The 24,273-nt window shown below is 43.4% G+C and carries 25 protein-coding genes and 1 pseudogene; 16 read left to right on the forward strand and 10 right to left on the reverse strand.

Translation table 11 applies throughout. The features are described from left to right. Positions 1-116: 116 nt before the first annotated feature. From ACYVAA_RS11785 to ACYVAA_RS11800, 4 genes are all read left to right on the forward strand, one after another. Positions 117-824 carry a YebC/PmpR family DNA-binding transcriptional regulator gene (locus tag ACYVAA_RS11785; protein ID WP_460541844.1) on the forward strand — a complete coding sequence of 236 codons (708 nt, stop codon included), beginning with the start codon at positions 117-119 and terminating at the stop codon, positions 822-824. A 61-nt stretch (positions 825-885) separates the two neighbouring features. Then, complete coding sequence (yjjX, locus tag ACYVAA_RS11790; protein ID WP_460541846.1) at positions 886-1,458, forward strand: inosine/xanthosine triphosphatase; 573 nt, start codon at positions 886-888, stop codon at positions 1,456-1,458. 92 nt (positions 1,459-1,550) lie between these two features. After that, positions 1,551-1,865: a thioredoxin family protein gene (locus ACYVAA_RS11795; protein ID WP_460541848.1), complete on the forward strand. Its 315-nt coding sequence runs from the start codon at positions 1,551-1,553 to the stop codon at positions 1,863-1,865. Continuing rightward, on the forward strand, positions 1,846-2,103 hold the full coding sequence (locus ACYVAA_RS11800) for a DUF6952 family protein (RefSeq protein WP_460541850.1): 258 nt from the start codon (positions 1,846-1,848) through the stop codon (positions 2,101-2,103). Before ACYVAA_RS11795 ends, ACYVAA_RS11800 begins: the two co-directional genes overlap by 20 nt. Before the next feature lie 837 nt (positions 2,104-2,940). On the opposite strand, the gene ACYVAA_RS11805 is transcribed toward ACYVAA_RS11800, so the two are convergent. The 3 genes from ACYVAA_RS11805 to dgt form a co-directional block, all read right to left on the reverse strand. Further along, entirely contained in the window at positions 2,941-3,582 is a 642-nt protein-coding gene (locus ACYVAA_RS11805) for a lipoprotein signal peptidase (RefSeq protein ID WP_460541852.1), read from the reverse strand. Between the two features lie 42 nt (positions 3,583-3,624). Continuing rightward, a complete protein-coding gene (gene ileS / locus ACYVAA_RS11810; RefSeq protein WP_460541854.1) occupies positions 3,625-7,011 on the reverse strand; it encodes an isoleucine--tRNA ligase in 3,387 nt (1,128 codons plus the stop codon). An 882-nt stretch (positions 7,012-7,893) separates the two neighbouring features. Next, positions 7,894-9,240: a dGTP triphosphohydrolase gene (gene dgt / locus ACYVAA_RS11815; protein WP_460541895.1), complete on the reverse strand. Its 1,347-nt coding sequence runs from the start codon at positions 9,238-9,240 to the stop codon at positions 7,894-7,896. Between the two features lie 207 nt (positions 9,241-9,447). Between dgt and ACYVAA_RS11820 the strand changes: the two genes are divergently transcribed. The 5 genes from ACYVAA_RS11820 to ACYVAA_RS11840 all read left to right on the forward strand — a co-directional run bounded on the left by ACYVAA_RS11820 (position 9,448) and on the right by ACYVAA_RS11840 (position 13,942). Then, on the forward strand, positions 9,448-10,470 hold the full coding sequence (locus ACYVAA_RS11820; RefSeq protein ID WP_460541856.1) for a carbohydrate-binding family 9-like protein: 1,023 nt from the start codon (positions 9,448-9,450) through the stop codon (positions 10,468-10,470). Between the two features lie 82 nt (positions 10,471-10,552). After that, positions 10,553-11,383, forward strand: coding sequence for a DUF4382 domain-containing protein (locus ACYVAA_RS11825; RefSeq protein WP_460541858.1), 831 nt, complete (start codon positions 10,553-10,555; stop codon positions 11,381-11,383). Positions 11,384-11,591: 208 nt separating this feature from the next. Next, positions 11,592-12,401 carry a DUF4382 domain-containing protein gene (locus ACYVAA_RS11830; protein ID WP_460541860.1) on the forward strand — a complete coding sequence of 270 codons (810 nt, stop codon included), beginning with the start codon at positions 11,592-11,594 and terminating at the stop codon, positions 12,399-12,401. Positions 12,402-12,433: 32 nt separating this feature from the next. Continuing rightward, positions 12,434-13,456 (forward strand): bifunctional diaminohydroxyphosphoribosylaminopyrimidine deaminase/5-amino-6-(5-phosphoribosylamino)uracil reductase RibD, encoded by a 1,023-nt coding sequence (ribD, locus tag ACYVAA_RS11835; RefSeq protein ID WP_460541862.1) that lies wholly within the window; start codon positions 12,434-12,436, stop codon positions 13,454-13,456. Between the two features lie 3 nt (positions 13,457-13,459). Continuing rightward, complete coding sequence (locus ACYVAA_RS11840; RefSeq protein ID WP_460541864.1) at positions 13,460-13,942, forward strand: GAF domain-containing protein; 483 nt, start codon at positions 13,460-13,462, stop codon at positions 13,940-13,942. A gap of 196 nt (positions 13,943-14,138) precedes the next feature. Here the strand turns inward: ACYVAA_RS11840 and ACYVAA_RS11845 are convergent, their stop codons facing one another. Beyond that, positions 14,139-14,708 (reverse strand): LOG family protein, encoded by a 570-nt coding sequence (locus ACYVAA_RS11845; RefSeq protein ID WP_460541867.1) that lies wholly within the window; start codon positions 14,706-14,708, stop codon positions 14,139-14,141. Positions 14,709-14,865: 157 nt separating this feature from the next. Between ACYVAA_RS11845 and ACYVAA_RS11850 the strand changes: the two genes are divergently transcribed. The 3 genes from ACYVAA_RS11850 to ACYVAA_RS11860 all read left to right on the forward strand — a co-directional run bounded on the left by ACYVAA_RS11850 (position 14,866) and on the right by ACYVAA_RS11860 (position 16,633). Beyond that, positions 14,866-15,444, forward strand: coding sequence for a Maf family protein (locus tag ACYVAA_RS11850; protein WP_460541869.1), 579 nt, complete (start codon positions 14,866-14,868; stop codon positions 15,442-15,444). 38 nt (positions 15,445-15,482) lie between these two features. Then, positions 15,483-16,115: a uridine kinase family protein gene (gene udk / locus ACYVAA_RS11855; protein ID WP_460541871.1), complete on the forward strand. Its 633-nt coding sequence runs from the start codon at positions 15,483-15,485 to the stop codon at positions 16,113-16,115. An 89-nt stretch (positions 16,116-16,204) separates the two neighbouring features. After that, entirely contained in the window at positions 16,205-16,633 is a 429-nt protein-coding gene (locus tag ACYVAA_RS11860) for an outer membrane insertion C- signal (protein WP_460541873.1), read from the forward strand. Between the two features lie 71 nt (positions 16,634-16,704). Here ACYVAA_RS11860 and rpiB read toward each other — a convergent pair whose 3' ends face one another. Genes rpiB through ACYVAA_RS11875 form a run of 3 tightly spaced genes read right to left on the reverse strand, consistent with a single transcriptional unit; the run spans position 16,705 to position 19,284 of the window. Then, positions 16,705-17,142 (reverse strand): RpiB/LacA/LacB family sugar-phosphate isomerase, encoded by a 438-nt coding sequence (gene rpiB / locus ACYVAA_RS11865; protein ID WP_460541875.1) that lies wholly within the window; start codon positions 17,140-17,142, stop codon positions 16,705-16,707. Between the two features lie 26 nt (positions 17,143-17,168). After that, entirely contained in the window at positions 17,169-17,999 is an 831-nt protein-coding gene (gene tatC, locus ACYVAA_RS11870) for a twin-arginine translocase subunit TatC (protein ID WP_460541877.1), read from the reverse strand. A 16-nt stretch (positions 18,000-18,015) separates the two neighbouring features. Then, positions 18,016-19,284 carry a serine hydroxymethyltransferase gene (locus tag ACYVAA_RS11875; RefSeq protein WP_460541879.1) on the reverse strand — a complete coding sequence of 423 codons (1,269 nt, stop codon included), beginning with the start codon at positions 19,282-19,284 and terminating at the stop codon, positions 18,016-18,018. 237 nt (positions 19,285-19,521) lie between these two features. Between ACYVAA_RS11875 and ACYVAA_RS11880 the strand changes: the two genes are divergently transcribed. Next, positions 19,522-19,896 (forward strand): UDP-glucuronosyltransferase, encoded by a 375-nt coding sequence (locus ACYVAA_RS11880; RefSeq protein ID WP_460541881.1) that lies wholly within the window; start codon positions 19,522-19,524, stop codon positions 19,894-19,896. Here ACYVAA_RS11880 and ACYVAA_RS11885 read toward each other — a convergent pair whose 3' ends face one another. Beyond that, positions 19,897-20,127 (reverse strand): hypothetical protein, encoded by a 231-nt coding sequence (locus ACYVAA_RS11885; protein ID WP_460541883.1) that lies wholly within the window; start codon positions 20,125-20,127, stop codon positions 19,897-19,899. Positions 20,128-20,240: 113 nt separating this feature from the next. Here ACYVAA_RS11885 and ACYVAA_RS11890 point away from each other — a divergent pair, with 113 nt between their 5' ends. Further along, on the forward strand, positions 20,241-21,146 hold the full coding sequence (locus ACYVAA_RS11890; RefSeq protein ID WP_460541885.1) for an AEC family transporter: 906 nt from the start codon (positions 20,241-20,243) through the stop codon (positions 21,144-21,146). Positions 21,147-22,015: 869 nt separating this feature from the next. Here the strand turns inward: ACYVAA_RS11890 and ACYVAA_RS11895 are convergent. After that, positions 22,016-22,519, reverse strand: coding sequence for a GNAT family N-acetyltransferase (locus ACYVAA_RS11895; RefSeq protein WP_460541887.1), 504 nt, complete (start codon positions 22,517-22,519; stop codon positions 22,016-22,018). 400 nt (positions 22,520-22,919) lie between these two features. Between ACYVAA_RS11895 and ACYVAA_RS11900 the strand changes: the two are divergent. Together ACYVAA_RS11900 and ACYVAA_RS11905 are read left to right on the forward strand one after the other, a co-directional pair. Next, positions 22,920-23,018, forward strand: a pseudogene (locus ACYVAA_RS11900) (tail fiber protein); the annotation flags it as partial. Between the two features lie 117 nt (positions 23,019-23,135). Further along, on the forward strand, positions 23,136-23,528 hold the full coding sequence (locus ACYVAA_RS11905) for a hypothetical protein (protein WP_460541897.1): 393 nt from the start codon (positions 23,136-23,138) through the stop codon (positions 23,526-23,528). A gap of 192 nt (positions 23,529-23,720) precedes the next feature. On the opposite strand, the gene ACYVAA_RS11910 is transcribed toward ACYVAA_RS11905, so the two are convergent. Beyond that, positions 23,721-24,273: asparagine synthase-related protein (locus ACYVAA_RS11910; RefSeq protein WP_460541889.1), on the reverse strand; the 553-nt coding region annotated here is incomplete at its 5' end.

Consider the following 24,273-nt stretch of genomic DNA (forward strand, 5'->3'; position numbering starts at 1 on the left):
TTATGAGTGGTACAACAAATATAAAAAGCCTGCTTCGTAAAAACACTTGTTTGTCCACTTATGATGAGCCAATTCAAAAGATTTATTATTTTTACAATCCTGAAAAGTAAAATCATATGGGAAGAGCATTCGAATTTAGAAAAGAAAGAAAATTCAAGCGGTGGAGTAAAATGTCCAAGGTGTTTACCCGATTGGGCAAAGAGATCGTAATTGCAGTAAAATCGGGCGGACCAGATCCGGACAACAACCCTAAGCTGCGGACGGTCATGCAAAACGCCAAGGGTGCCGCCATGCCCAAAGACCGTATAGAAGCGGCCATCAAAAGAGCCAGCAACAAAGACCAAAGTAACTATGAGGAAATTGTATACGAGGGCTTTGCTCCGCATGGGGTGGCCATCCTCGTAGAAACCTCTACCGATAATATCAACCGTACAGTGGCCAATGTCAGGCATTATTTCTCCAAAGGAGGAGGAGCTTTAGGAACTTCCGGTTCTGTAAGTTTTATGTTTGATCATAAGGCCGTATTCAGATTCCCCAAAGATGAGCATGACTTGGAGGAATTGGAACTGGACCTGATCGACTTTGGACTGGAGGACATCGATGAAAATGAAGGTGAAATCTTTATCTACACTGCCTTTGAGGACTTTGGCAATATGCAAAAAGCACTGGAGGAAAGAAATATCGAAGTGACCAGTGCCGAATTCCAGCGGTTTCCTACCACCACGGTAGACCTATCAGAAGAACAGGAAGAAGAGGTCAATAAAATGATCGAGCGAATGGAAGAAGATGATGATGTCAATCACGTCTACCATAATATTTCATAAGGGAAATTCCCAGTGCCTTTGGAATACCTCCAAAGGCTTTTTTGTTTTTAAAAGATGATCGATGCCATTTCCAAAAAGAAAAAATATCCAACAGCACAGCGACCAGTTTTTGGTCACTGTGGGCAGCAAAAACCCCGTTAAGATTGATTGTACCGAAAGCGGGTTTAAAAAAGCCTTTCCGAAAAACGGTTGTATTGTCCAAGGATTAAACATCAATTCAGATGTCAACGAACAGCCCTTTGGCGATTTAGAGACTTACCAAGGTGCTTATAACAGGGCCGCCAATGCTAAAAAAGCGTTTCCCGAAGGCGATTTTTGGATAGGGATAGAAGGGGGAGTCGAGGAACTCGGTGAGGACCTTGTCGCCTTTGCCTGGATAGTGGTAATGGACAAAGCAGGAAAAACAGGTAAATCAAAGACATCCACCTTCTTTCTGCCCAAAGCCGTTACAGGCCTGGTCAAACAAGGGATGGAGCTCGGTGAGGCCGACGACCGAGTTTTTAAACGGGAAGATTCCAAACAAGGTAACGGAGCTGTGGGAATTCTGACCAATGGGATCGTCAATAGAAAAGAGTACTATGAGCAAGCGGTGCTATTGGCCCTGATACCTTTTATCAATGAAGACCATTATTAATCACATCTATCGGAGATAGATTTTATCAATTGGTTTACAAAAACAATTGATATTACCTTTGAGTCATAATCAGTAAAGAAAACAACGAAAATATGCTACAGGAATTAGAACAAGACAACTTAAAGGACATCATCGAAGAAAATGAAAAGGTAATCGTTCAGTACGGAGCTTCATGGTGTGGGAATTGCCGTATTATGAAACCAAAAATGAAAAGGTTGTCCGGAACCTACGAAGACATCAAGTTTTTGTACGTTGATGCCGAAAAGCTTCCAAAATCACGTAAGTTGGCTCAGGTGAACAACCTACCTACTTTTGCTTCCTTCAAAGGGGGGCAGTTGATCAACCAGACACAGACAAACAAAGAAGAAAACCTAAAAGCCCTGATAGATGAGATTGCCAATAATTAAGCATGTGCTCAGCTTCATTGAGGAAAACGATGAGGACTGGGTAAATGAAACAATAGAACTTTTGGAGTCCATGACCGAAATTTCTTCTCTCAAGGACGAAGAGATCGAAGTAATGGGAGAACTGCTTTCCAACCTTTACGGTAGCTTGGAAGTCAGTAAAATGATCAAAGATGGCATGGATAAAAAGGAAGCCATGAACACCTTTATGAAACGGGTCATGGGATCCATCGACAAATAAAAGAAAGCCCGGCAATGCCGGGTTTTTTCTTTGAGATAAAATTTACTGTTTATTAACCACAAAGTACACCAAGGTGGCACGGAGACCTCAAAGTTTTTTTTTGTAAAACCTCCGCGAACCCCGTGTCCTCCGTGGTTAAACTTGTAAACCACAGAGGACTCAGAGGACACTGAGAAAGTATTTTTTTGTGCCCTTTGTGAGACCTCGGTGTCCTCCGTGGTAAAAAAATGCCTCAGGAAAGAAAGATTATTAACCTCAAAGTGCCCAAAGGTGGCACAGAGGAAGTAAAGGGTTTAGTAAAACCTCAGCGAACTCCGTGTTCTCCGTGGTTAAACTTTTAAACCACTGAGGACTCAGAGGACACGAAGAAAATATTTTTTTGTGACCTTTGTGAGACCTCCGTGTCCTCCGTGGTCAAACTTGTAAACCGCAGAAGACTCAGAGGACACTGAGAAAGTATTTTTTTGTGCCCTTTGTGAAACCTCGGTGTCCTCCGTGGTAAAAAAGCTGTTCCAAGAAGGAAAGATTATTAACCACAAAGTGCCCAAAGGTGGCACAGAGGAAGTAAAGGTTGTTGTAGAGGCCCAGCGAACTCCGTGTGCGCCGTGGTTAAAGATTAGCAAAATACAACAGATACAAACTATTCAGTGTTTGTTCGTCAGTTAGAACGTTTTGAAAAAAAAACAGCCCTGAATTACTCCAGGGCTATCTGATTATTTTTTTATCTAATTATACACCTTCTTGCCACAAAGAAAGTTTGCTGTGCGAATTTCTGATGCTTCAAGTAAATTTCACAAAAATAATTCGTGCAAATCCGTGAAATTCGTGGACACCTTCTTATTTCTCTTCTATAAACTGCTTTTGGATCTCATCTTCCTCCGGTTCATTCTTTTCTTCCTTGTGGCTTTCGGCAAAAAATTTCTTCTGGAAGAGTAATATCAGCACTACGCCGATAAATATGGAGGCATCTGCAATATTAAATATTGGCCAGAGGGCTGTATAACTTCCTCCCCACAGTGGCACCCAGTCCGGGATAAAGCCTTCCCAAATATCGATATAAAACATATCCACTACCTGCCCGTGGAACCAAGGAGTAGTAGCGGTGGCAGGAGCATTGTTTAGCCAAATACCATAGAAAACGCTGTCTACGAGATTTCCGATGGCTCCGCCCAAGATCATTGCGATGCAAACGATATAGCCTGCGTGGACTTTTTTGTTGATCAGGTAATAGAGATAGTAGCCTATACCTACCATGGCCACCAAGCGGAAGGAGGTTAGGATAAGTTTTCCATAATCAGAGCCCAGCTCCATTCCAAAGGCCATTCCGGGGTTGGTCGTGTAATGCAGCTTAAACCAGTCTCCAAGCACTTTGATCTGTCCGGCAGATCCCATGTCCATTTCGGTATGTACCAAAAGCTTTACCGCCTGATCGATTAAAATGACCAAAAAGGTAATGCCAAAGTATTTCAAGTATTTCATGTTCATATTATTCTAATGATCCGAAATGGACCAAGCAATGGCTTATACTTTTTCCACCTTCACTTTCAGTTCGAAATCATCCATATCCAACACGGTCCCTTCAGCTACATCCCCATTAACGGAAAGGGATAGCGCCTGGGTTTCGGACTGGATATAATCCGCAAAGTTTTCCAAAGCTTTATCCACCTGTTCATTCAGCTTGGCCACTTTTATGGTGATCTTATCCTGAACTTCCAGCCCCATGTCCTTTCTCAGGTTCTGGATACGGTTGACCAGATCACGGGCGATGCCTTCTTGCTTCAGCTCATCCGTCAGGGTCACATCCAAGGCCACGGTGATGCCATTGTCACTGGCTACGGACCAGCCCGGTATATCCTGGGAAGTGATCAGCACCTCTTCCAATACCAGTTCAGCCTTTTCCCCATCCAAGTCGATCTCGATAGAACCGTTTTTCTCAAGGCTGCCGATTTCTTCCTGGCCCCACTTAGCTACAGCAGCGGCAACCAGCTTCATTTTCGGTCCAAAGCGCTTGCCCAAAAGCGGGAAGTTCGGCTTGGCATTTTTCACCAAAATCCCCGAAGCATCATCGATATATTCTATACCCTTGATATTGACTTCTGACTTGATCAGCTCCTCCACATGCTGGATTTGCTCTCTGGTCTTTTCGTTCAGAATCGGGATCAGGATCTTCTGAAGCGGCTGTCGTACTTTCAGCTTGTCTTTTTTCCTCAGGCTATGCACCAGTGAAGAAATATCCTGTGCCAACTGCATGCTGGTTTCCAGGTCTTCATTGATCAAGGAACTGTCGGCAGCTTTCCAATCGGTCAAATGCACAGATTCAGGTACCGCTTGTCCGGCTTCTTTTGCCCCTTCGGTCAGGTTCTTGAACATCCAGTCGGCATAGAACGGAGCAAAAGAGGACATCAACTGGCAAAGTGTGATCAAGCATTCGTACAAGGTTTCATACGCCGCCTGCTTGTCTTCATTCATTTCTCCTCTCCAGAACCGTTTTCTGGCCAAGCGGACATACCAGTTGGATAGCTGATCCACGGTAAAGTTCATGATGGCACGGGTAGCCCTGGTCGCATCATAATTGTCCATGGAAGTCTCCACTTCATTGATCAGGGTTTGCAGCTTGGAAATGATCCATCTGTCCAGCTCCGGCCTTTCGCTCACCGGTACCATTTTGGATGCATCATAGGTGAAATGATCCAAGTTGGCATATAACGCAAAGAAGTTGTAGGTATTTTGTAGGGTACCGAAGAATCTTCGCTGCACTTCAGCCACTCCTTCCAGGTTAAACTTCAGGTTGTCCCAAGGGTTGGCGTTGGAAAGCATGTACCAGCGAAGCGCATCCGGCCCGTACTCTTTCAAGGTCTTAAACGGATCGATGGCATTACCGTGACGCTTGGACATCTTGTTGCCGTTTTTGTCTAGCACCAGGCCATTGGCAATCACATTTTTGAAAGCCACGCTGTCAAACAACATCACCGCAATCGCATGCAGGGTAAAGAACCAGCCTCTAGTCTGGTCCACCCCTTCCGCGATATAGTCCGCGGGATAATTGGCCTTGAAGATCTCCTCGTTTTCAAAAGGGTAGTGCCACTGCGCATAAGGCATGGCCCCCGAGTCAAACCAAACGTCAATCAGATCCGGTTCACGGAACATCTTCTCACCCTTGGAGTCTACCAGGATCACATCATCCACATATGGTCGGTGCAGGTCTGTTTCTTCTCCTTTAAAAGGCGATTCGCTCATGAAGCCTTTTGCTATGGACTTCTCGATCTCCTCATTCAGTTCGGCAATGGAACCTATACACTTGGTTTCTGTGGCATCTTCGTTTCTCCATACGGGAAGCGGAGTTCCCCAGAATCGGGTCCGGCTAAGGTTCCAGTCCACCAGGTTTTCCAGCCAGTTGCCAAAACGGCCTGTACCGGTAGCCTCTGGCTTCCAATTGATCGTTTTGTTCAATTCCACCAAGCGCTCCTTGCAAGCGGTGGTTTTGATAAACCAGCTTTCCAGCGGATAGTACAAGACCGGCATGTCCGTTCTCCAGCAATGTGGATAACTGTGCTCGTATTTCTCTACTTTGAATGCTTTATTTTCATTTTTGAGGATGATAGAGATGATCACATCGGTATTTTTGTAATCCTTTGCATCTTCATCTTCCTTCAGGTAGTTCTTAACATAGAAATCATTCTCTCCATATTCCTTATGGGCTGTGATTTCGTGTTCCTTCATTTTGGCCGCAAGATATTCACCGATCACAGGAAGGAACCTTCCCAATCTATCCACTACGGGGACATCATGGCCATGTTCATCCTTAACAAATACGCCCGGAACATCGGCCTGTACCAATGTCCTGAAGTCATCCGCACCAAAAGCTTTGGCCAGGTGAACGATCCCTGTACCGTCTTCAGTGGTCACATAGTCCGCTGGAATAACGGTATAGGCCGGATGGGGCAGCTTGATTCCTGCTATGGGGAAAAGGGGTTCATATTCCAATCCTAACAGATCCGTCCCCTTAAATTCCTCGATCACCTCATAAGGGATCAGTTTATCCCCAGGCTTATAGTCTTCCACTTTCAGCTCTGCCGCCTTTTTATTGAAGTAAGCGCCCATTCTTGCCTTTGCCAAGATCACCGTTTGAGGATGAAAGGTATATTGGTTAAAGGTCTTCACTTTTAAATAGTCCAGCTTCTCTCCTATTGCAAGTGCCGAGTTGGATGGCAAAGTCCAAGGAGTAGTGGTCCAAGCAAGGATGTATTCATCTTCCTTGCCCTTCACCTTAAACTGGGCCGTCAGGGAAGTATCTTTCACATCCCTATAGCAGCCAGGTTGGTTAAGCTCATGGGAACTAAGCCCTGTCCCAGCGGCAGGGGAAAAGGGCTGTATGGTGTAGCCTTTGTAAAGCATATCCTTTTCATAAAGGCGTTTCAACAGGCTCCACAATGACTCGATGTATTTGGAATCAAAGGTGATATAAGGGTCATCCAAATCCACCCAATAGCCGATCTTCTCGGTCAGGTCATCCCATTCGTTTTTGAATCGCATGACCGTCTCACGGCACTTTCTATTGTACTCTTCTACCGTAATCTTTTTACCGATATCTTCTTTGGTAATGCCAAGTTCCTTCTCCACTTGCAACTCCACAGGTAGGCCGTGTGTGTCCCAGCCACCTTTTCTTTTTACTTGGAAGCCCTTGAGGGTTTTGTAACGACAAAAAATATCCTTTAAGGTCCTGGCCATCACATGGTGGATCCCTGGAGTACCGTTCGCTGAAGGCGGTCCTTCGAAGAAGGTAAAAGTTTCTGCTCCCTCACGGTTTTGGACAGACTTTTCGAAAATCTTGTTTTCCTGCCAATAGCTCAGCACGCTGTCACCTATTCCGGGATAATCTACTTGTTTAAACTCCTGATATTTTTTCACGATATCTCCTTTATTACTTCTTACTCAATTCTTTAAGATGAGGATTACTTCCATTGACACTTAGGCCAAGCCCCCGTAATCCTTTCAAAAGCAGGCACAAAGTTAATAGAAAAGTAGGGTTTATGTATGTGAAAAACTGAAAAACTCGCTTTTTGGTTTATCCCGCCATGATTGGTTGGGTAATAATGCTTTTCGGTTCGACAAAAAGAGCCAAAAACATGACCCCATTCGGAGATATCCAAAGGCCATTTGCTCCAAAAAGCACTATTGATAGCTACCCTAAAAGGGCCTTCTGTATGCCTTTAGTATTATAAAGGGATGGCGGTTCAAAAAAAGTGAGATTTTGCTTATTTAGCCTTATTTCTAATGTCATTTAAGTAGGAAATTTGCTGTTATTTTCCATGTCCAAACCACCACAATTCCTAAGATTTTTATATTGTACAAAAGGAGGGAAGGCCTGATTCTACTACCTTCGGTTAGATTCTGAAGAAAGCAACTGTTTTATGGCTTTCTGTGGAAAACAATTGACAATTTCCATAGTTTAACTGATTCGGAACGCTTTTTTTAAAGGGATCTACTGCTTTGGCACGTTAAATGCGCTAAATATTCAAAATCAAATCAACCGCAGCTAGCCGGGGACATTGACAGTGGTCATTGCCCCGGCTTCTTTTTTTTTAACCATTAAGGTATTAAGAAAAATTAAGGGTTAGGTTTTTGAAGGAGAAAAGGTCTTCATGTCCTTAAAGCCTTCATTTCTTCATGTTTTTTTTAAACCATTAAGGTGTTAAGAAAGATTAAGGGCTGGCTTTTGGAGGAGAAGAGGCCTTCATGTTCTTAATACCTTCATGTTTATATTTTTTCAACCTTCGAACCTCCAACTTCCTAAGCCCCCGGCAATGCAATCCCCTTTACCCTTCGGTACAAGGAAAGGGCGTACTTGTCGGTCATACCGGAAATAAAATCAATCAGATTTCTCAAAAGCAGGTAAGGCATCAATGCTTCCTTATCATGCTGGAATTCCTCTGGCAGCAGCCTTAGGATACTTCTATCCTTTCCAGAAAAATGGTTGGAATCAAAATATTTGTTGAATAAAGCCTCGGAAAATACCTCCAGCAGCCCTTCCAGTACCTGAAATCCTGCCGCTTCCTTTTCCAGAACCGGCTGGGAACGGTAAATCTTTTCAATGGAAAGTTGACTGATCTTTTCCAAAATCTTGGCAGAAGGAATGATGTCTGTCAGCGCCATATCAAACTCTCCACAAAGCATTGCTTCCTCATGCTTTTTGAAGGCCTCTACCGTTTCGTCCACCAGCCTTCCAATGGCCATTGCCCTTAAGATGGCCAGTTTTTGGGCCCTGGATTTAATGGCATTTAGTTTTTCCTCCCTAAACCGCTCGCCGATTATTTCTGCCAGCAAGGGTACCGCTTCTTCCAACTGCACCAAACCTAGCGTACAGCCATCCTCCAAATCGATGATGCTGTAGCAAATATCATCCGCAGCTTCCACCAAAAAGGCCAAGGGATACCGGAACCAAGTGTTCTTTCCTGAAGAAGGAATTCCCAGTAAGTCAGCCAGCAGCTTATAATGGCTGATCTGGTCAGCAAAGAAGCCGAATTTCTTCTGGCTTCTTCGATTTTTATCCTTCTTGTCTATCAATGCTGGCCTCGGGTATTTTGTAAATGCAGCCAAGGTCGCATAGGAAAGCTGAAGGCCGTTTTCCTTTTTCAGCAACATCCTAAAGCCTTGGGCATTGCCCTCAAAACTGGTCATGTCTGCCCACTCCTTTTCGCTTAGATGTCCTTTCCAGCATTGCCCGTCTGGGTGGAATTTAAAGAAATCGGAAATCGCATCCTCACCGGCATGACCAAAGGGAGGGTTTCCAATATCGTGTGTCAGGGCTGCAGCGGCTACAATGGCTCCAATATCACTGGAGCTGATCCCCTTTTGGGCCAATTCAGGATACTTCGCCATAAGAAAGTCCCCGGCAGACTTCCCTAAAGACCTCCCCACACTGGACACTTCCAAGCTATGCGTAAGCCGTGTATGTACAAAGTCCAGTTCTGGCAAAGGAAACACTTGGGTCTTGTCCTGTAGATTTCTAAATGGAGCCGAAAAAATAATCCGGTCATAATCTCGCTCAAATTCACTTCTATATTGGTCGGGACTCGCATCTTTTCTTTCGTTCAGATCAGATCGGCCGGCCCTTAACAGCTGTTCCCAGTTCATCATGTCCAAAATTAATGATCCCACTTAAAAATCTGGTCAAAAACCTAATAAAATCATCTGAATCCAATTTTTCCACATTCCTCACTCGTATAATTACCTGAAAAGAATCGTTGCTTTATTGTTATTAAATATATTTGCAAAGTAATTACTGTTAATTAAAATTTTAACCAAATGAAACCCTGGCTAACACTTATTTTAATCTTTTCTTCAATGGGATTATTTGCCCAAGAAACAGAGGACAGAAGGCATTACGTGGCTTACCGGAGCACCGAATCCCTCACAATGGACGGAAAAATGGACGAACCTTCATGGCTTTCTGCAGAATGGTCCGACCTTTTTATTGACATAGAAGGAGACAAAAAGCCCAAGCCTCTTTATGACACCAAGATGAAAATGCTCTGGGATGACGAGCATCTTTATATCGCTGTATGGATGGAAGAGCCTCATCTTTGGGCCACTTATACCGAAAGGGAATCTGTTATTTTTCATGAGAACGACATTGAAGTATTTATAGATCCGGACGGGGACACCCACAACTATTATGAGCTGGAAATAAATGCCCTGGGAACGGAATGGGATTTATTGATGACCCAACCTTATCGAAACGCAGGTGATCCCATCAATGGGTGGAACATCAATGGCTTCAAAAAGGGCATTCAACTTAATGGAACCATCAACGATCCCAGCGATGAAGACCAGTCTTGGACTGTAGAGATGGCGATTCCTTGGAAAGCGTTATCGCAAAGAGGCCCTTACTTTGTTCCCCCAAATCATGGGGAGCAATGGCGCATCAATTTTTCCAGAGTACAATGGCAGCTGGAAGTTGTTGATGGCCAGTATGAGAAAAAGATAAATCCCGATACTGGCAAACCCTTTCCCGAATACAATTGGGTATGGTCTCCCATAGGCCATATCAATATGCATATGCCCGAATACTGGGGATATTTGCAGTTTGCGAAGCTTCCCGTCGGTTCTGGAACAGAGAATTTCCAGCTTCCAGAGGATGAAAAAGTGAAGGATGCGTTGAGGAAGATCTTTCACCAGCAAAGAGCCTATTTTGGCAAAACCGGCAAATATGCTGCAAGCTTAAAAGAGCTGCCTGCTGCAAAAGGGCTTGAGAAATTCAACCCTAGATTTGAAGTCAGTACCAGCCGTTTTAAAATTTCAGCCCCTTCCTTAACCGGGGAACATACTTGGCACATCACCGAGGACAGCAGAATTTGGAAAGACTGATTGATATTTTATAGAAACTTCAAAGAAGCTCATGGCATGTTTATTGTTTACTAAATGCGACACTAAACCAACAGATTACACTATGAGATCTTTTAACTATAAAAGCTGGCCATTAGCCCTTTTTGTACTGCTTTTACTAGCATCTTGCGACAATGAGGTTAGCAAGGAAATGGGGGGAACTGCCAGGGTAAATGTTTCCCTGATTGATGCTCCTGCTGAATACGATGCTTTTTGGGTGGAAGTATTGGGGGTAGAAATTCTAACCAAAGGTGAAGATGAATCAGATGATTCTGCATGGATTTCCATCCCGCATGATTCGGATGAACACCATCTTAACTTATTATCTCTTGTAGGAGGCAACCACGCTTCCATTGGTTCCAGGGAAATCCCAGCGGGAGAAATTTCACAAATCAGACTTTTACTGGGTGAAGATAACTTCCTGGTGATCGATGGAGAAGAGATTCCTCTTAAGACTCCCAGCGCACAGCAAAGTGGTCTGAAACTTAAATTGAACCAAGAACTGATGGCGGGCATACAGTATGATTTGGTGATCGACTTCGATGCAGCCAAATCCATCGTCAAAGCGGGTAACTCAGGCCAATATATTCTAAAACCGGTGCTTAGGGTCGTAGCAGAGGAGTCGGCTTCTTTAGAAGGCCAAGTACTTCCTGTGGATGCTGATCCTATAGTCTATGGCATCATTAATGAAGATACCGTGAGTACATTCACCGACGAATCGGGGGCTTTTGCATTGAGGGGTCTTATTTCAGGGGAATATACTTTGATCATAGATCCTAATGAAAACTATGAAGGAGATACGATTTACAATATTCTAACCAAAAAAGGAGATATCACGATACTTGAGCCGATTGAACTCGAAATGAAATCAGATCTTGAAGTGGAAGTAGATTAAGAGCTGATCAATTCCATCGTTATTTAAACAAATTTATCAAAAGGGGCTAAACGGCCCCTTTGCTTTTACCCTAAACTGCCATGGTAAAACACTGGTACAATTAGGGATTATCTTATCCCTTAAACCCTTCAAATTGCTTACTTTTGCCTATCAACAAATCAAAAGGTACTGCTTTGACGTTAGTTACCTAAACAAAACTCCATAGGCAATGGCTGCAACAAAAAATACTTTTCTGCTGCTGATCCCCTTCTTTGCTTTGACGCTTTCCTGTTTATCAGATGCGTCAAACGAGAACAGGGCACTCGTTAACATTTACCTTTCCGATGCTCCCGGTGACTTTGATCAGGTATGGCTGGAAATTACAGGTGCTGAAGTTTATGCCCAAAGTGGCAACAGTGCCTCCACCAGCGAGTGGTTTGCTTTGGACTACATCCCTTTGAGCAATAATGTAAATGTCAGCAGCTTAGTGGCCGGAAGCCAACTTATCCTTGGGCGTACCGAACTGCCCCTGGGCAAAATAAGCCAGCTTAAACTGCTTTTTGGAGAAGAGCATTTCTTGATAAAAGACGAAGCCCGTATACCCCTCTCGTTTGAAAATGAGCAAGATAAAGAAGTACTTGTAGAGGTGGATTATGACTTGATCGGGGGTAATTCATACGATATCTTTTTGGACATTGACCTGGCAAAATCCATCAAATCCGATGCGGAAAGTCCAGGGAGTTTTGTCTTCACACCTATGGTACATTCCTTTGTTACTGGAGAAACCGCGCAGATAAGCGGAAGAGTAAGCCCTGTGGAAGCTCAGCCCTTTGTCCATGCCATCATAGGGGAGGATACCGTTTCCACTTTGACCGATGATAGCGGTAATTTTCTTTTCAGAAACCTACAGGCTGGAGAATATAAGGTCTATTTTGAGCCGATAAGTACTTATAAGGACAGCTTGACGAGCATTATCACCACCAAAATAGATTCTGTTTCCCAAATGGAAACCATTTTGCTGAGCAGAACAGAAGAGTAGACCACCGTATTCCTTCATAAACACAAGCTTGAATGAGCGAAGATCAAAAGTATATGTTCCGTGCCCTTGAACTGGCGGAGCGAGGAAGAGGAAATGTAAGTCCTAATCCCATGGTGGGGTGTGTGATCGTCCACCAAGGCAAGATAATAGGAGAGGGGTATCATCAGCAGTACGGTGGCCCACATGCCGAACCCAACGCCATACACAGTGTACAGCAAACCGAATTGCTCCCTGATTCAACGGTATATGTCACCCTTGAACCTTGCGCCCATTTTGGCAGAACCCCGCCCTGCGCCCGGCTCTTGGTGGAAAAAAAGGTGAAAAAGGTGGTTATAGCTGCTTTTGACAGCAATCCCTTGGTTGGAGGAAAAGGCCTCAAAATCTTAAGGGAAGCAGGAATAGAAGTGGTTACGGGCATACTTGAAAAGGAAGCAAGATTACAGAACAAGCGGTTTTTTACTGCTATAGAAAAACAAAGGCCTTATGTCATTCTCAAATGGGCGCAGACTAAAGATGGCTTTGTAGCCCGGGGAAATTATGACAGCAAATGGATATCCAATCCGCTGAGCCGACAGTTGGTTCATAAGTGGCGGGCAGAGGAAGATGCCATTATGGTAGGGACCAAAACGGCTTTATATGACAACCCAAAACTTAATGTGCGCGATTGGGAAGGAACTGATCCATTGAGGATTGTTCTGGATAAACAACTTTCCTTGGATAAAAACTTGGCACTTTTTGACCAAAGTATTCCGACGGTTTGCTACAATTTGATAAAAGATGAAAGTTTGGAAAATTTAAGCTACGTCAAATTAGAAGAAGGCTTTGGTATCCAGGACATTTTAGCCGACCTACATAAAAAGAAAGTCCAAAGTGTGATTATAGAGGGGGGGGCATATTTACTCCAAAAATTCATTCAAAGTGAACTTTGGGACGAAGCCCGTGTGTTTACAGGCAAAAGTAAATTTATAAATGGTATTGAAGCTCCCAAATTAAGGCAACACGCAGATGAGGTTCTTGATATTTTGGGAGACAAACTGGAGATCTATATCAATTAAATTATGGCAGAATCCTTATTCCTACCCAAAAACGCTACCAAAACGGAAAAATACGAGGCACTGTTGCCCCAGTTGGAGGCCCTCACTGCAGGTGAGGAGGACCTTACAGCCAATCTGGCCAATATCAGTGCTGCCTTAAAAGAGGCTTTTGACTTTTTCTGGGTCGGCTTTTATATCGTAAAAGGGGAGCAGTTGGTATTGGGTCCTTTTCAAGGCCCGATAGCCTGCACTCGAATCGCTTATGGTAAAGGTGTTTGTGGAATGGCCTGGAAAGAAGGAAAAACCCAATTGGTACCTGATGTGGATGCTTTTCCAGGGCATATCGCCTGTAGTTCGGCTTCCAAATCCGAAATTGTATTGCCCGGCTTTAAAAATAACGAAGTGGCCTTGGTGTTGGATATCGACAGTGACCAGCTCAATGATTTCGACGAAACAGATGCCGAGCAATTGAAAAAATTGATGGCACTGATAGAGAAAAATCTATAGTAGGAATGTTAGTCTCCATGTTTTTTGCTCAAAACAGCATTGATTGTCAATAGTTTTTTCATAACTGGGTATTTAAAGTTGTTCCCAAAATTACCGTGCTATTGCTTCAAAGTGTTTAAGCTTATGTTTCGTTTTATTTAAGATAAAGGCGATAGAGATAGACGATCATTTCTATTTGTTAATAGAAAAATAACCCTTACTCTCCCCATTTCGGAATGAACTCCGGCTTATAATCAGCCATCCTATCCAATAATTCACGGGGATCTTCGCTGATAATCAGTAAGTCCATTTGGCTTTTTCTGAGAAAGCCCTCACTCGAAGAAAATTCCAAAAACGCAATTAACTTGTCATAATATCCCGAAACATTATAGAGCGCCAATGGCTTTTGAATATATCCCAGCTGGTTGAGGGTCATGATTTCAAATAGCTCTTCTAAAGTACCGATTCCTCCCGGCATGGCTATAAAACCATCTCCCTTTTCAGCCATAAGCCATTTTCTGTCCCGCATCGTTTCCACTACTGTCAACTCTGTGCAGCCATTATGCGCCCTCTCCACATCAACCAGCTTTTGAGGGATGATGCCATAGACATTTCTCCCCACCCCCAACATTTGGTCGGCGATGACACCCATCAGACCGACTTTTCCCGCACCATAAACCAAATCCATTTTACGTTGTATCATTTCATTCGCCAAAGCGATGGCTCCCGCTTTATACGCTGGATTGTTTCCTTCATTGGAACCACAGTAAACCGTAATTTTCTTCATTATCTAAAAGTGCTCAGGTAAGACAATCTCACTAATAACCGGAATTTTATCCCCTTTCGCAAAGCCATTCCATTAAATCAATACGAAGATACTTCTTCTCCTTAACTATCCCGCATCCTTCACTTCCATGCCTTAAAAAATTGCTTATTTTTGAAGCATGAAAATCTGCTTTGCTACTAACAACCCCAAAAAAATAGAAGAGGTAAAAGCGGCCCTGGAGCCGGACTTCACCATTGTATCCCTTGCAGAAATAGGCTGTAAGGAGGAACTCCCTGAAACCGGGGACACATTGGATTATAATGCCTTCGAAAAAGCCCGCTATGTGTACCAGAATTATGGTGTCAGCTGTTTTGCAGATGATACAGGTCTAGAGGTAGATGCTTTGGAAGGAGCCCCGGGAGTTTATTCCGGAAGGTATGCCGGAGAACCCCGAAGCGATGAACGCAATGTGGATCTTTTGCTGAACAACATGAACGGCATGATGACGCGGTCCGCCCAGTTTAGAACCATCATTGCTTTGATTTTAGAAGGGGAAGAACATCGGTTTGAAGGTGTAGCCAAAGGCCACATTACTTTGGAGCGGTCAGGATCTAAAGGCTTTGGTTATGACCCCGTATTTCTTCCAGAAGGATATGACAAAACTTTTGCGGAGCTTTCCATGCAGGAAAAAAACGCCATCAGCCACCGGGGAAAGGCCGTGAGAAAACTGATCGAATTCCTTAACAGCTATCGATAACCCCCTACTTTTTTGGGGTGTTTGATAAATTCAGTCACATGAGAAAGCCTTATATCATCGGTATTACAGGGGGGAGTGCTTCAGGTAAAACCCTCTTCCTGAGCAAATTGCTTCAGACCTTCGAACCGGAGGAAATCTGTCTTATCTCTCAGGATAACTATTACAAACCCATTGACCAGCAACCGCTGGATGATGAGGGCATAGAAAACTACGACACCCCTTATTCCTTTGATTTTGATGCCTATGCCGCTGACATCAAAAAGCTTCAGCAGGGTCACAAGGTTTTTAGACAGGAATATACCTTTAACAATCCCAACCGGACCCCTAAAATGCTGGAGTTCACCCCGGCCCCGGTAGTAGTGGTGGAGGGGATTTTTGTTTTGTATTCACCACAACTGACCGATCTCCTGGATCTGAAAATTTTTATTGACGCCAAAGATTATATTAAGCTCAAAAGAAGGATCGTTCGGGACAAAGTCGAACGAGGCTATGATTTGGACGATGTATTGTACCGGTATGAAAAGCATGTCATGCCTACTTACGAAAAATACATTGAGCCTTTTAAACATGATGCCGATCTCATCATCCCGAACAACAACAGCTTTGTGAAAGCCTTGGAAATGGTCAAGATTTTTCTGAAAGAAAAAATCAATAACCAGCCCTGTATTTGAAGGGCCTGACCAGTATCTTTTTTTAAAATTGTACACTTTGGCAAAGAGTTTGTTTAATAGGATATTGAAAACTAAACCAACTATTTATTATGAAAAAGTTTTTGATATTATCATTAACCGCTTTTCTGTTTTTGCAACACGAATCTAGGGCACAGATCAGCGCCGGGGTTTATCAATTAAGTACGGGGACTTTTGCCGCCATAGGGAGCGACCCCGACAACAAAATGTTTGGCGAAGCCAGAGTTCAAGCGGGTAGAAACGTGGACGTGGAAGGAACCTTTGGTTACAACTTCGTAAAAAAGGACGAAGTTAACTTCTACAGCGGATTCCATTTGGGAGTAGATGACCAAGGAAGCGAAAATGAACTATACTTGGGTATTCCTCTCGGCGTATTGGTAAAGCCATTTCCATCCACTCGGAATTTCGGCTTTCTACTTGAAGCCAGTCCTATCTTTCCTACAGGAGAGCGGGATAATTATTTCAGGGCAGGCCTAGGCTTAAAATATACGTTTAGATAGTTATCTATAAACTAATAAAAAAAGGCTCAGCATAATCTGCTGAGCCTTTTTTATTATGAGACAGCCTCCTACTACTGGCAAGCTATTTTATTCACCCTGTTTGCATGCCTTCCACCTTCAAAGTCGGTATTCAGGAAGGTACCTACCATTTCCTGGGCCAAGTCATAAGAGACAAAACGTGCAGGAACGGAAATCACATTAGCGTCATTATGCTGTCTGCAAAGCGCCGCCAAATCGTTGTTCCAGCAGATCGCTGCCCGGATTCCCTGATGTTTGTTTGCTGTGATCGCTACACCATTTCCGCTTCCGCATACTACGATGCCTTTTTCATACTCTCCACTTTCCAATGCTTGACAAAGCGGATGTACATAATCAGGATAATCTACCGATGCATCCGAAAAAGGACCAAAATCCTTCACCTCGTATCCCGCTTCTGTCAAGTAGGCTACTAACTTCTCCTTATAATCGTATCCGGCATGGTCTCCGCCGATAGCTATTTTCTTGGACATGATGTTTTGATTATTAATTACTATGCTTATTCAAATTCCAATTTTCTCTTGCGTTCCAACCGCTTCGCTATCATAATCCCCGCTTCATACAATACCAAAATCGGCATGGCTATCAGGATTTGACTGATCACATCCGGAGGTGTGATGACTGCAGACAAAACCAAGATCACCACAATAGCATGTCTTCTGTATGCCTTTAACATGGTCGAATTTACCAGACCTGACATGGACAGAAAATAAATCACCACAGGTAGCTGAAACATCACGGCCGAGGCCAGCACCAGCATGGTCAAGGTAGAAATATAGGAGGTGATATCAAATTCGTTGGCAATAGAAGCGTCCAATCTGTAATTGGACAGGAAATTGATCGATAAGGGGGCCAAAAGGAAATAGCCAAAGGCTGCTCCCATAAAGAACAACAAGCTGACAAAGAACACCGCTCCCCGGGCTGCTTTTCGCTCCTTATCATAAAGTCCTGGGCTGATGAATTTCCATACTTCCCAAAACACGTATGGAAAAGCCACGATCAAGCCCACCACCAAACTGGAAGTCATGTGCATGGAAAACTGTCCCGTCATCTGGCGGCTTTGCAAGATGAAGGGAAGCTCGTCTATACACAGCGCCGGGATACTGAGCATGGCCGACAGTTTACAAAGCATCCTATAGGTAAGAAAATCTACCTTGGACGGCCCCAATATCACTTCTCCGAAAACGATGCTTTTTGAAAGGAAAGCAAGTACTGAAAATATCAGGATGGCAGCTATGGACCGGACCAAATGCCAACGCAATTGCTCCAAATGGTCCAAAAAAGACATTCCTTCTTCTTCCTCTTCTTCCCTGTATTGATCTAATGCCACGAAATTTCTACTTTACTTAGTACAATGGAAACTGGACCATCCAATCGTTCACCTCTGACTTGATTTCTCCAAGAAGAGCTGCGTCTTCATGGTTCATCAAAGCCTTGTCAATCAGGTCTACGATTTTTTTCATGTCCTCTTCTTTTAAACCTCTGGTCGTGATAGCAGCAGTACCTACACGCATACCTGAAGTCACAAAAGGAGAACGGGTATCAAACGGCACCATGTTTTTATTAATGGTGATATCCACCTTACCAAGTGTTTCTTCTGCTATTTTACCGGAAAGATCTTTGTTTCTCAGGTCGATCAACATCAAATGGTTGTCTGTACCACCAGAAATCAATTTATATCCTTTTTCCACAAAAGCATCCGCCATCACAGAAGCATTTTTCTTCACCTGAAGCACATATTCCATGTAGTCATCAGAAAGGGCTTCCTGGAATGCGATAGCCTTAGCAGCAATGATATGTTCCAAAGGACCGCCCTGCATACCTGGGAATACCGCTGAATCCAACAGCTGGGACATCTTCCTCAATTCTCCTTTAGGGTTCTTAAGTCCGAACGGATTGTCAAAGTCTTCACGTATCATGATCAAGCCACCTCTGGTTCCCCTTAGGGTTTTGTGGGTAGTAGTGGTCACAATATGGCAATGCTCCAACGGATCGTTCAAAAGACCTCTGGCAATCAGGCCAGCTGGATGGGAAATATCCGCCAATAACAGCGCTCCAACCTCATCGGCAATTTCTCTGAACCTTGCATAATCCCAGTCACGGCTATAAGCAGAAGCACCACAGATGATCAGTTTTGGCTGAACTTCCTTGGCGATTTCGGCCACTTTATCCATGTTGACTATACCCGTCTCTTCTTCTACGCCGTAAAAGTGGGGCTTGTAATTTTTTCCGGAAAAGTTGACCGGAGAACCGTGGGTAAGGTGTCCCCCGTGAGAAAGGTCAAAACCCAAGATGCTGTCACCTGGCTGCAGGCAGGCCAAAAACACAGCAGCATTGGCCTGGGCACCGGAGTGGGGCTGAACATTCGCCCAAGTAGCACCGAAAAGCTCTTTTGCACGGTCAATGGCAATCTGCTCGATATCATCCACCACTTCGCAACCTCCATAGTATCTCTTCTTAGGAAGTCCCTCCGCATATTTATTGGTCAATACACTACCTGCTGCTTCCATCACCTGCTTGCTGGTGAAGTTTTCAGAGGCAATCAACTCGATACCTCTTTTTTGACGGTTTTCTTCGTTTTGGATAAGGTCAAATATTACCTGGTCTCTTTTCATGCGTATGCTCTTGTGTTTTATGTCTTTTACCCAAATTCCGGTCATATTGCCCGATTCTTTACCGAATCACCCAAAAATGACCAATATATTTTTGGCTGCCCAAAATTAGTTCGAAACAATGTATTATCCAATTGATTGCCAAATTGCTTGATTCAAAAAGCGGCGGATACGTAAAAACTAGCCCATCCCATCAAGGCTTGGGTTTAAATCCAATAATATATCCCTTACTTTTGAGGTATGATTGACCTTGAATATGCACCAAAAAGTTATTTCGATGGGACCGGTCCCTCTGCCTTACTGGCAAAACTATCCTATCCTGAAAGCCAATGGGGAGAAGAAATCAGTATTTATGCCGCTCCTCTTGATGGGAAAATATATTATGAAGCCGTGGATTTTTACGGCAATGAATTTGATTTGAGCCCGGAAAAATCCAACAGGCCGCTTAGCCTTCAGGAGTTCATCTTTTTGATCGAAACACTGGAGGTGGAAAGCAAGGATATTAAAGGCGATATGAACTATACACTTGCCGGAATTCCGGAAGCCAAAAGCAATGTATATCCCCAATTGGAGGAGTACTTTAGGGAAAAAAGAAAAAATTTCGGAATGCTCTGATCACAAATCCCATATGGTAGCCGTACTGCCTTCTTTCACCCGGTTGGAATTTACCCAATATTCATAGGTTTTGAAATCAATACAGTCGTGCAGCTCCATTCCCTCAAAATTCATTTTCTTGATGCTGGAACCAGGCAAAAAGCTACGGAGGTCATTCGCCTCGTCCATACTCAATTGGGACAGTTGAATCATGCGCTGCTCACCAATCAGAATCGGTACTAGTTTCGTCATAATCTCATCGTTTAGCTACAAGGTAAAACACAAAATTAAAATATTGACTGCTAACAGATTACATTTTTGTTAATTTTGCAATCGATCGGCCAATACATTACTATTTTCTAATCATGACCAACCTTTTTCTCGTCATCCTTTGCCTTATCATCGGTATCCTTTTACAGCAGGTTAAGGAAATGCCGAAGGATGCTCCCAAAGCCCTTAACAACTATCTTATCTATATTGTTCTGCCTGCTTTGGCCTTATTACATATTCCCGAGACGGCATTATCGGTCAATCTGCTACTTCCAGTACTAACGGCCTGGATCAGCTTTGGACTTTCGTGGATCATTTTTGGGACTTTGGGAAAAAAGTTCGGTTGGAGCAAGGCCACTACCGGGTGCCTGATCATCGTTCCAGGCCTGGCCAATACCTCCTTTATCGGATTTCCTATTATCGAGGCCCTTTATGGAGGAGAGGGTCTAAAGATTGCCCTGATGGTAGACCAAGCAGGTTCCTTTATCATTGTCAGCAGCATAGCTATCATTGTGTCCTCTATCTATGGTCAGGAGAAAAAACGAAAAAGAGATGTCACCAAAAAAATCCTGACCTTCCCGCCCTTTCTTTTTTTCCTGATTGCCATTGGCATGAATGTCTTTCAGGTCAGGCTCTCCGGCATCCCACATGAAATGTTGGAAGCCTTTGCCGCTACCCTTACCCCGATTGCTTTGATTTCAGTGGGGCTGCAGGTAAAGATCAATGCGGAAAACCTCTCCATTCAGCACTTATGGTACGGACTGTCCTATAAACTTCTTCTGATACCCACGGTCATTTTCTTTGCTTACCAGCTGCTCTTTGATGAAAATGACATCCTTTACAAAGTCAGCGTAATGGAAACCGCCATGGCCCCGATGATCACCGGTTCCATCATTGCTATCAACCATGACCTCAATGCCAAGCTCGCCTCCCTGCTGGTGGGGATAGGCATTCCGCTTTCCTTTGTCACTTTATTGGGCTGGTATTATCTGGTAGGGTAGAAGAGGTTGGGGGTTGAAAGATTGGAAGATTGGAAGATTGAGCCCTTGATCAGTTCGGCATTTTTCCCGTTCATGCTTAATTTCTTACCACAGAGGACTCCAAGGTTTCACTAAGGACACAAAAAACGATAAATTTCTCTGGGGCCTCGGCGCCCTTTGTGGTTTAAAAATTTAACCACGGAGGACACGGAGTTCACTGAGGTTTAAAAAAAAGCTTTGGGGTCTCTGTGCCACCTTTGAGCACTTTGTGGTTAATAACCTTTCCTTTCTTAGACAGTTTTTTACCACGGAGAACACTATGGTTTCACTAAGGACACCAAAAACAATAGATTCCTCTGAGACCTCAGCGCCCTCTGCGGTTTAAAAGCTTAACCACGGAGGACACGGAGTTCACTGAGGTTTAAAAAAAAGCTTTGGGGTCTCTGTGCCACCTTTGAGCGCTTTGTGGTTAACAACCTTTCCCGACTGAGGCAGTTTTTTTACCACGGAGGACACCAAGGTTTCACTAAGGACACCAAAAACAATAGATTCCTCTGAGACCTCAGCGCCCTCTGCGGTTTAAAAGCTTAACCACGAAGGACACGGAGTTCACTGAGGTTTTAAAAAAAAACTTTGGGGTCTCTGTGCCTCCTTTGAGCGCTTTGTGGTTAATAATCCTTCCTGAGGCAGTTTTTTTACCACGGAGAGCACTATGGTCTCACAAAGGACACCAAAAACAATAGATTCCTCTGAGACCTTAGCGCCCTCTGCGGTTTAAAAGCTTAACCACGAAGGACACGGAGTTCACTGAGGATATGCAAAAAAACTCTGCGGTCTCTGTGTCTCCTTTGCGCACTTTGTGGTTAATAACCTTTCCTTCCTGAGCAGGTCTATTTGCCCCACTCCAGTAAATTGTAGACATCACCAGGTTTAATCAGCTTAAAACCAAGTCGGTCATATAATTTCTGGGCGGGATTATTTCGCTCCACATGTATTCGAACTTTCTTGTTCATTCCGGAAGCTTCATGGATAATGTCTTCCATGATTTTACCACCGGTACCTTGTGCCCTAAACTCTGTAAGCAATGCGATATCGATGACCCTGATTTCATCTTCACGATAATCCTTATATAAGCGGCCTACCTTTGTATCACCAAGTTTGATGATTAAGTATTCCGCCTCCGCATATTCCTTTTGATAATAGTTGTGCTGCATTTCAAACTGCATCTGCAAAAAAGCATCAATTTTTTGATCGTCCCAGTCGATCAGAGGTTCAAACTCATGAACTCTGGTACTCTTAAATACGGATGCCAAAAAGGGTAAATCTTTCGGAAACTTGGCTCTTCTAAAGTTTATTTCGGAAACAGGTAAAAATGGTGAGGGATTTTGAGACATAAGCAGTATAGTTTTTCTTAATTTTTAAATTAATGATATGATTTTTTAACCCCTAAATTCCCTAAAGGAAACTTTTAGGCAACACTCTGGGGAAAGAGGTAATTTTAGAGTTTCCAGAAAACCCTTGCCAATTTGTTCGGAGGGATTGCCATATGGCCTTTGTGGCTTTGGTCGCTCGCTACTGGTTCTGAATACTAATATCAGGATAACCACCGCACGATTACCGTCCAAGGCATTGATTTCTACCACATTATTGTGAATCGTCAATAAAAAGCATAACTTGTAGACACCAAGTTTATTTTAAAAATACGCCAAATCGGTAATTTGATTTTTATTCACTATAATTTTTATTCACTTAAATAATTTTAAAATGGCAGAACCATATCTTGGAGAAATCAGAATGTTTGGGTTTGATTTTCCACCACGAGGCTGGGCCCAATGTAACGGTCAAGTACAAGCTATTGCTCAGAACAATGCACTATTTGCGCTTTTAGGAACAAACTACGGGGGCGACGGGCGTACCACTTTTGGACTTCCGGAGTTACGAGGAAGGGTGCCCATGCACTATGGAACCGGCCCAGGATTAACGCCTAGACCAATTAGTCAGAAATCGGGAATGGAATCGACTGTCTTAACTCAAGCTAATTTGCCGGCGGCAGCCCCGATAGCCGCAACTTCCGTGGCGCGGACCACTATATCCGGTGATGTAGTTGTAAAGGTAAGTGATAATCCGGGAAATGCAGCGGCAGCTCCTGATAAGCCTCTGGCCAAGCTGGCTATGGATACGCAAACGAGCAATGCTCTTGAGATTTATGATAACAGTGCAGCCTATACTCAAGGGAATACGCTTGGAGGAGTAGAAAACGATCTAACTGCAAACACTGAAGTTTCCACTACCATAACCGGCGGCCTTTCAGGAGGCATAAGCTCAGAATTTAATAATATGCAGCCCTACCTTGCCGTCAATTTTTGCATCGCATTAACTGGGCTTTTCCCTAGTAGAAGTTGATAATACTATTGCTTAACTATTAAATATTAAATCTATGAATCCAGAAGAAAAAGAAGAATGGCAAAAGCCGGAGATCGAGGATCTTTCGGTGAGAGAAAGTGAATCAGGAGGGGTTGTTATGACTGAAACGTCTCCTTTTGGGCCATCATAAAAAAATCAAGGGAGAATCAATTGCTGGTTCTCCTCTTTTTTTCACGAGAAGCAGTTATTGAGAAATTTGCTTCGCTGTGCCACTATATTGAACATTTTTAGTAGATAATGAATAGATGCATTGAGTTGGTCATTGGTGTGATTACTTCTTTTTAGATACGATTCTAGCTGCCGCAGTTCGTTTGAAATATTTTGCAGCGGATATACTTCACCTGCAAAGGAGTTGTTTAAATCAGAAAAGTGCGTTTGATACTCTCTTAATTTTTGAAGGAGCTGTTCATTGGTTGGAAGTTCTACTTTACTCAGTGGCCTTTTGTTTCCTTCCAAAAGATCTTTTGGCAGATCGTTATATAATGCACTTTTAAACAAACTTCTGGGGGGTCTGTTCTTAAATAATCTTGTAGGTATGGTGGCACAAAAATCTACTAAATCCCCATCCAGTAAAGGGTGTAAGTAATCTATACCAAAGTTTTTGCTTATAAAATTCCAAATATCTGATCTTATGGTAAAATAACATCGATCCAGTATGTCTAATCGGTAAAGGTGACTTGCAGGTATGCCAAATGGCACAATATTAGGCTTTGATATATAGGGC

This window comes from Echinicola sediminis (assembly GCF_054777495.1).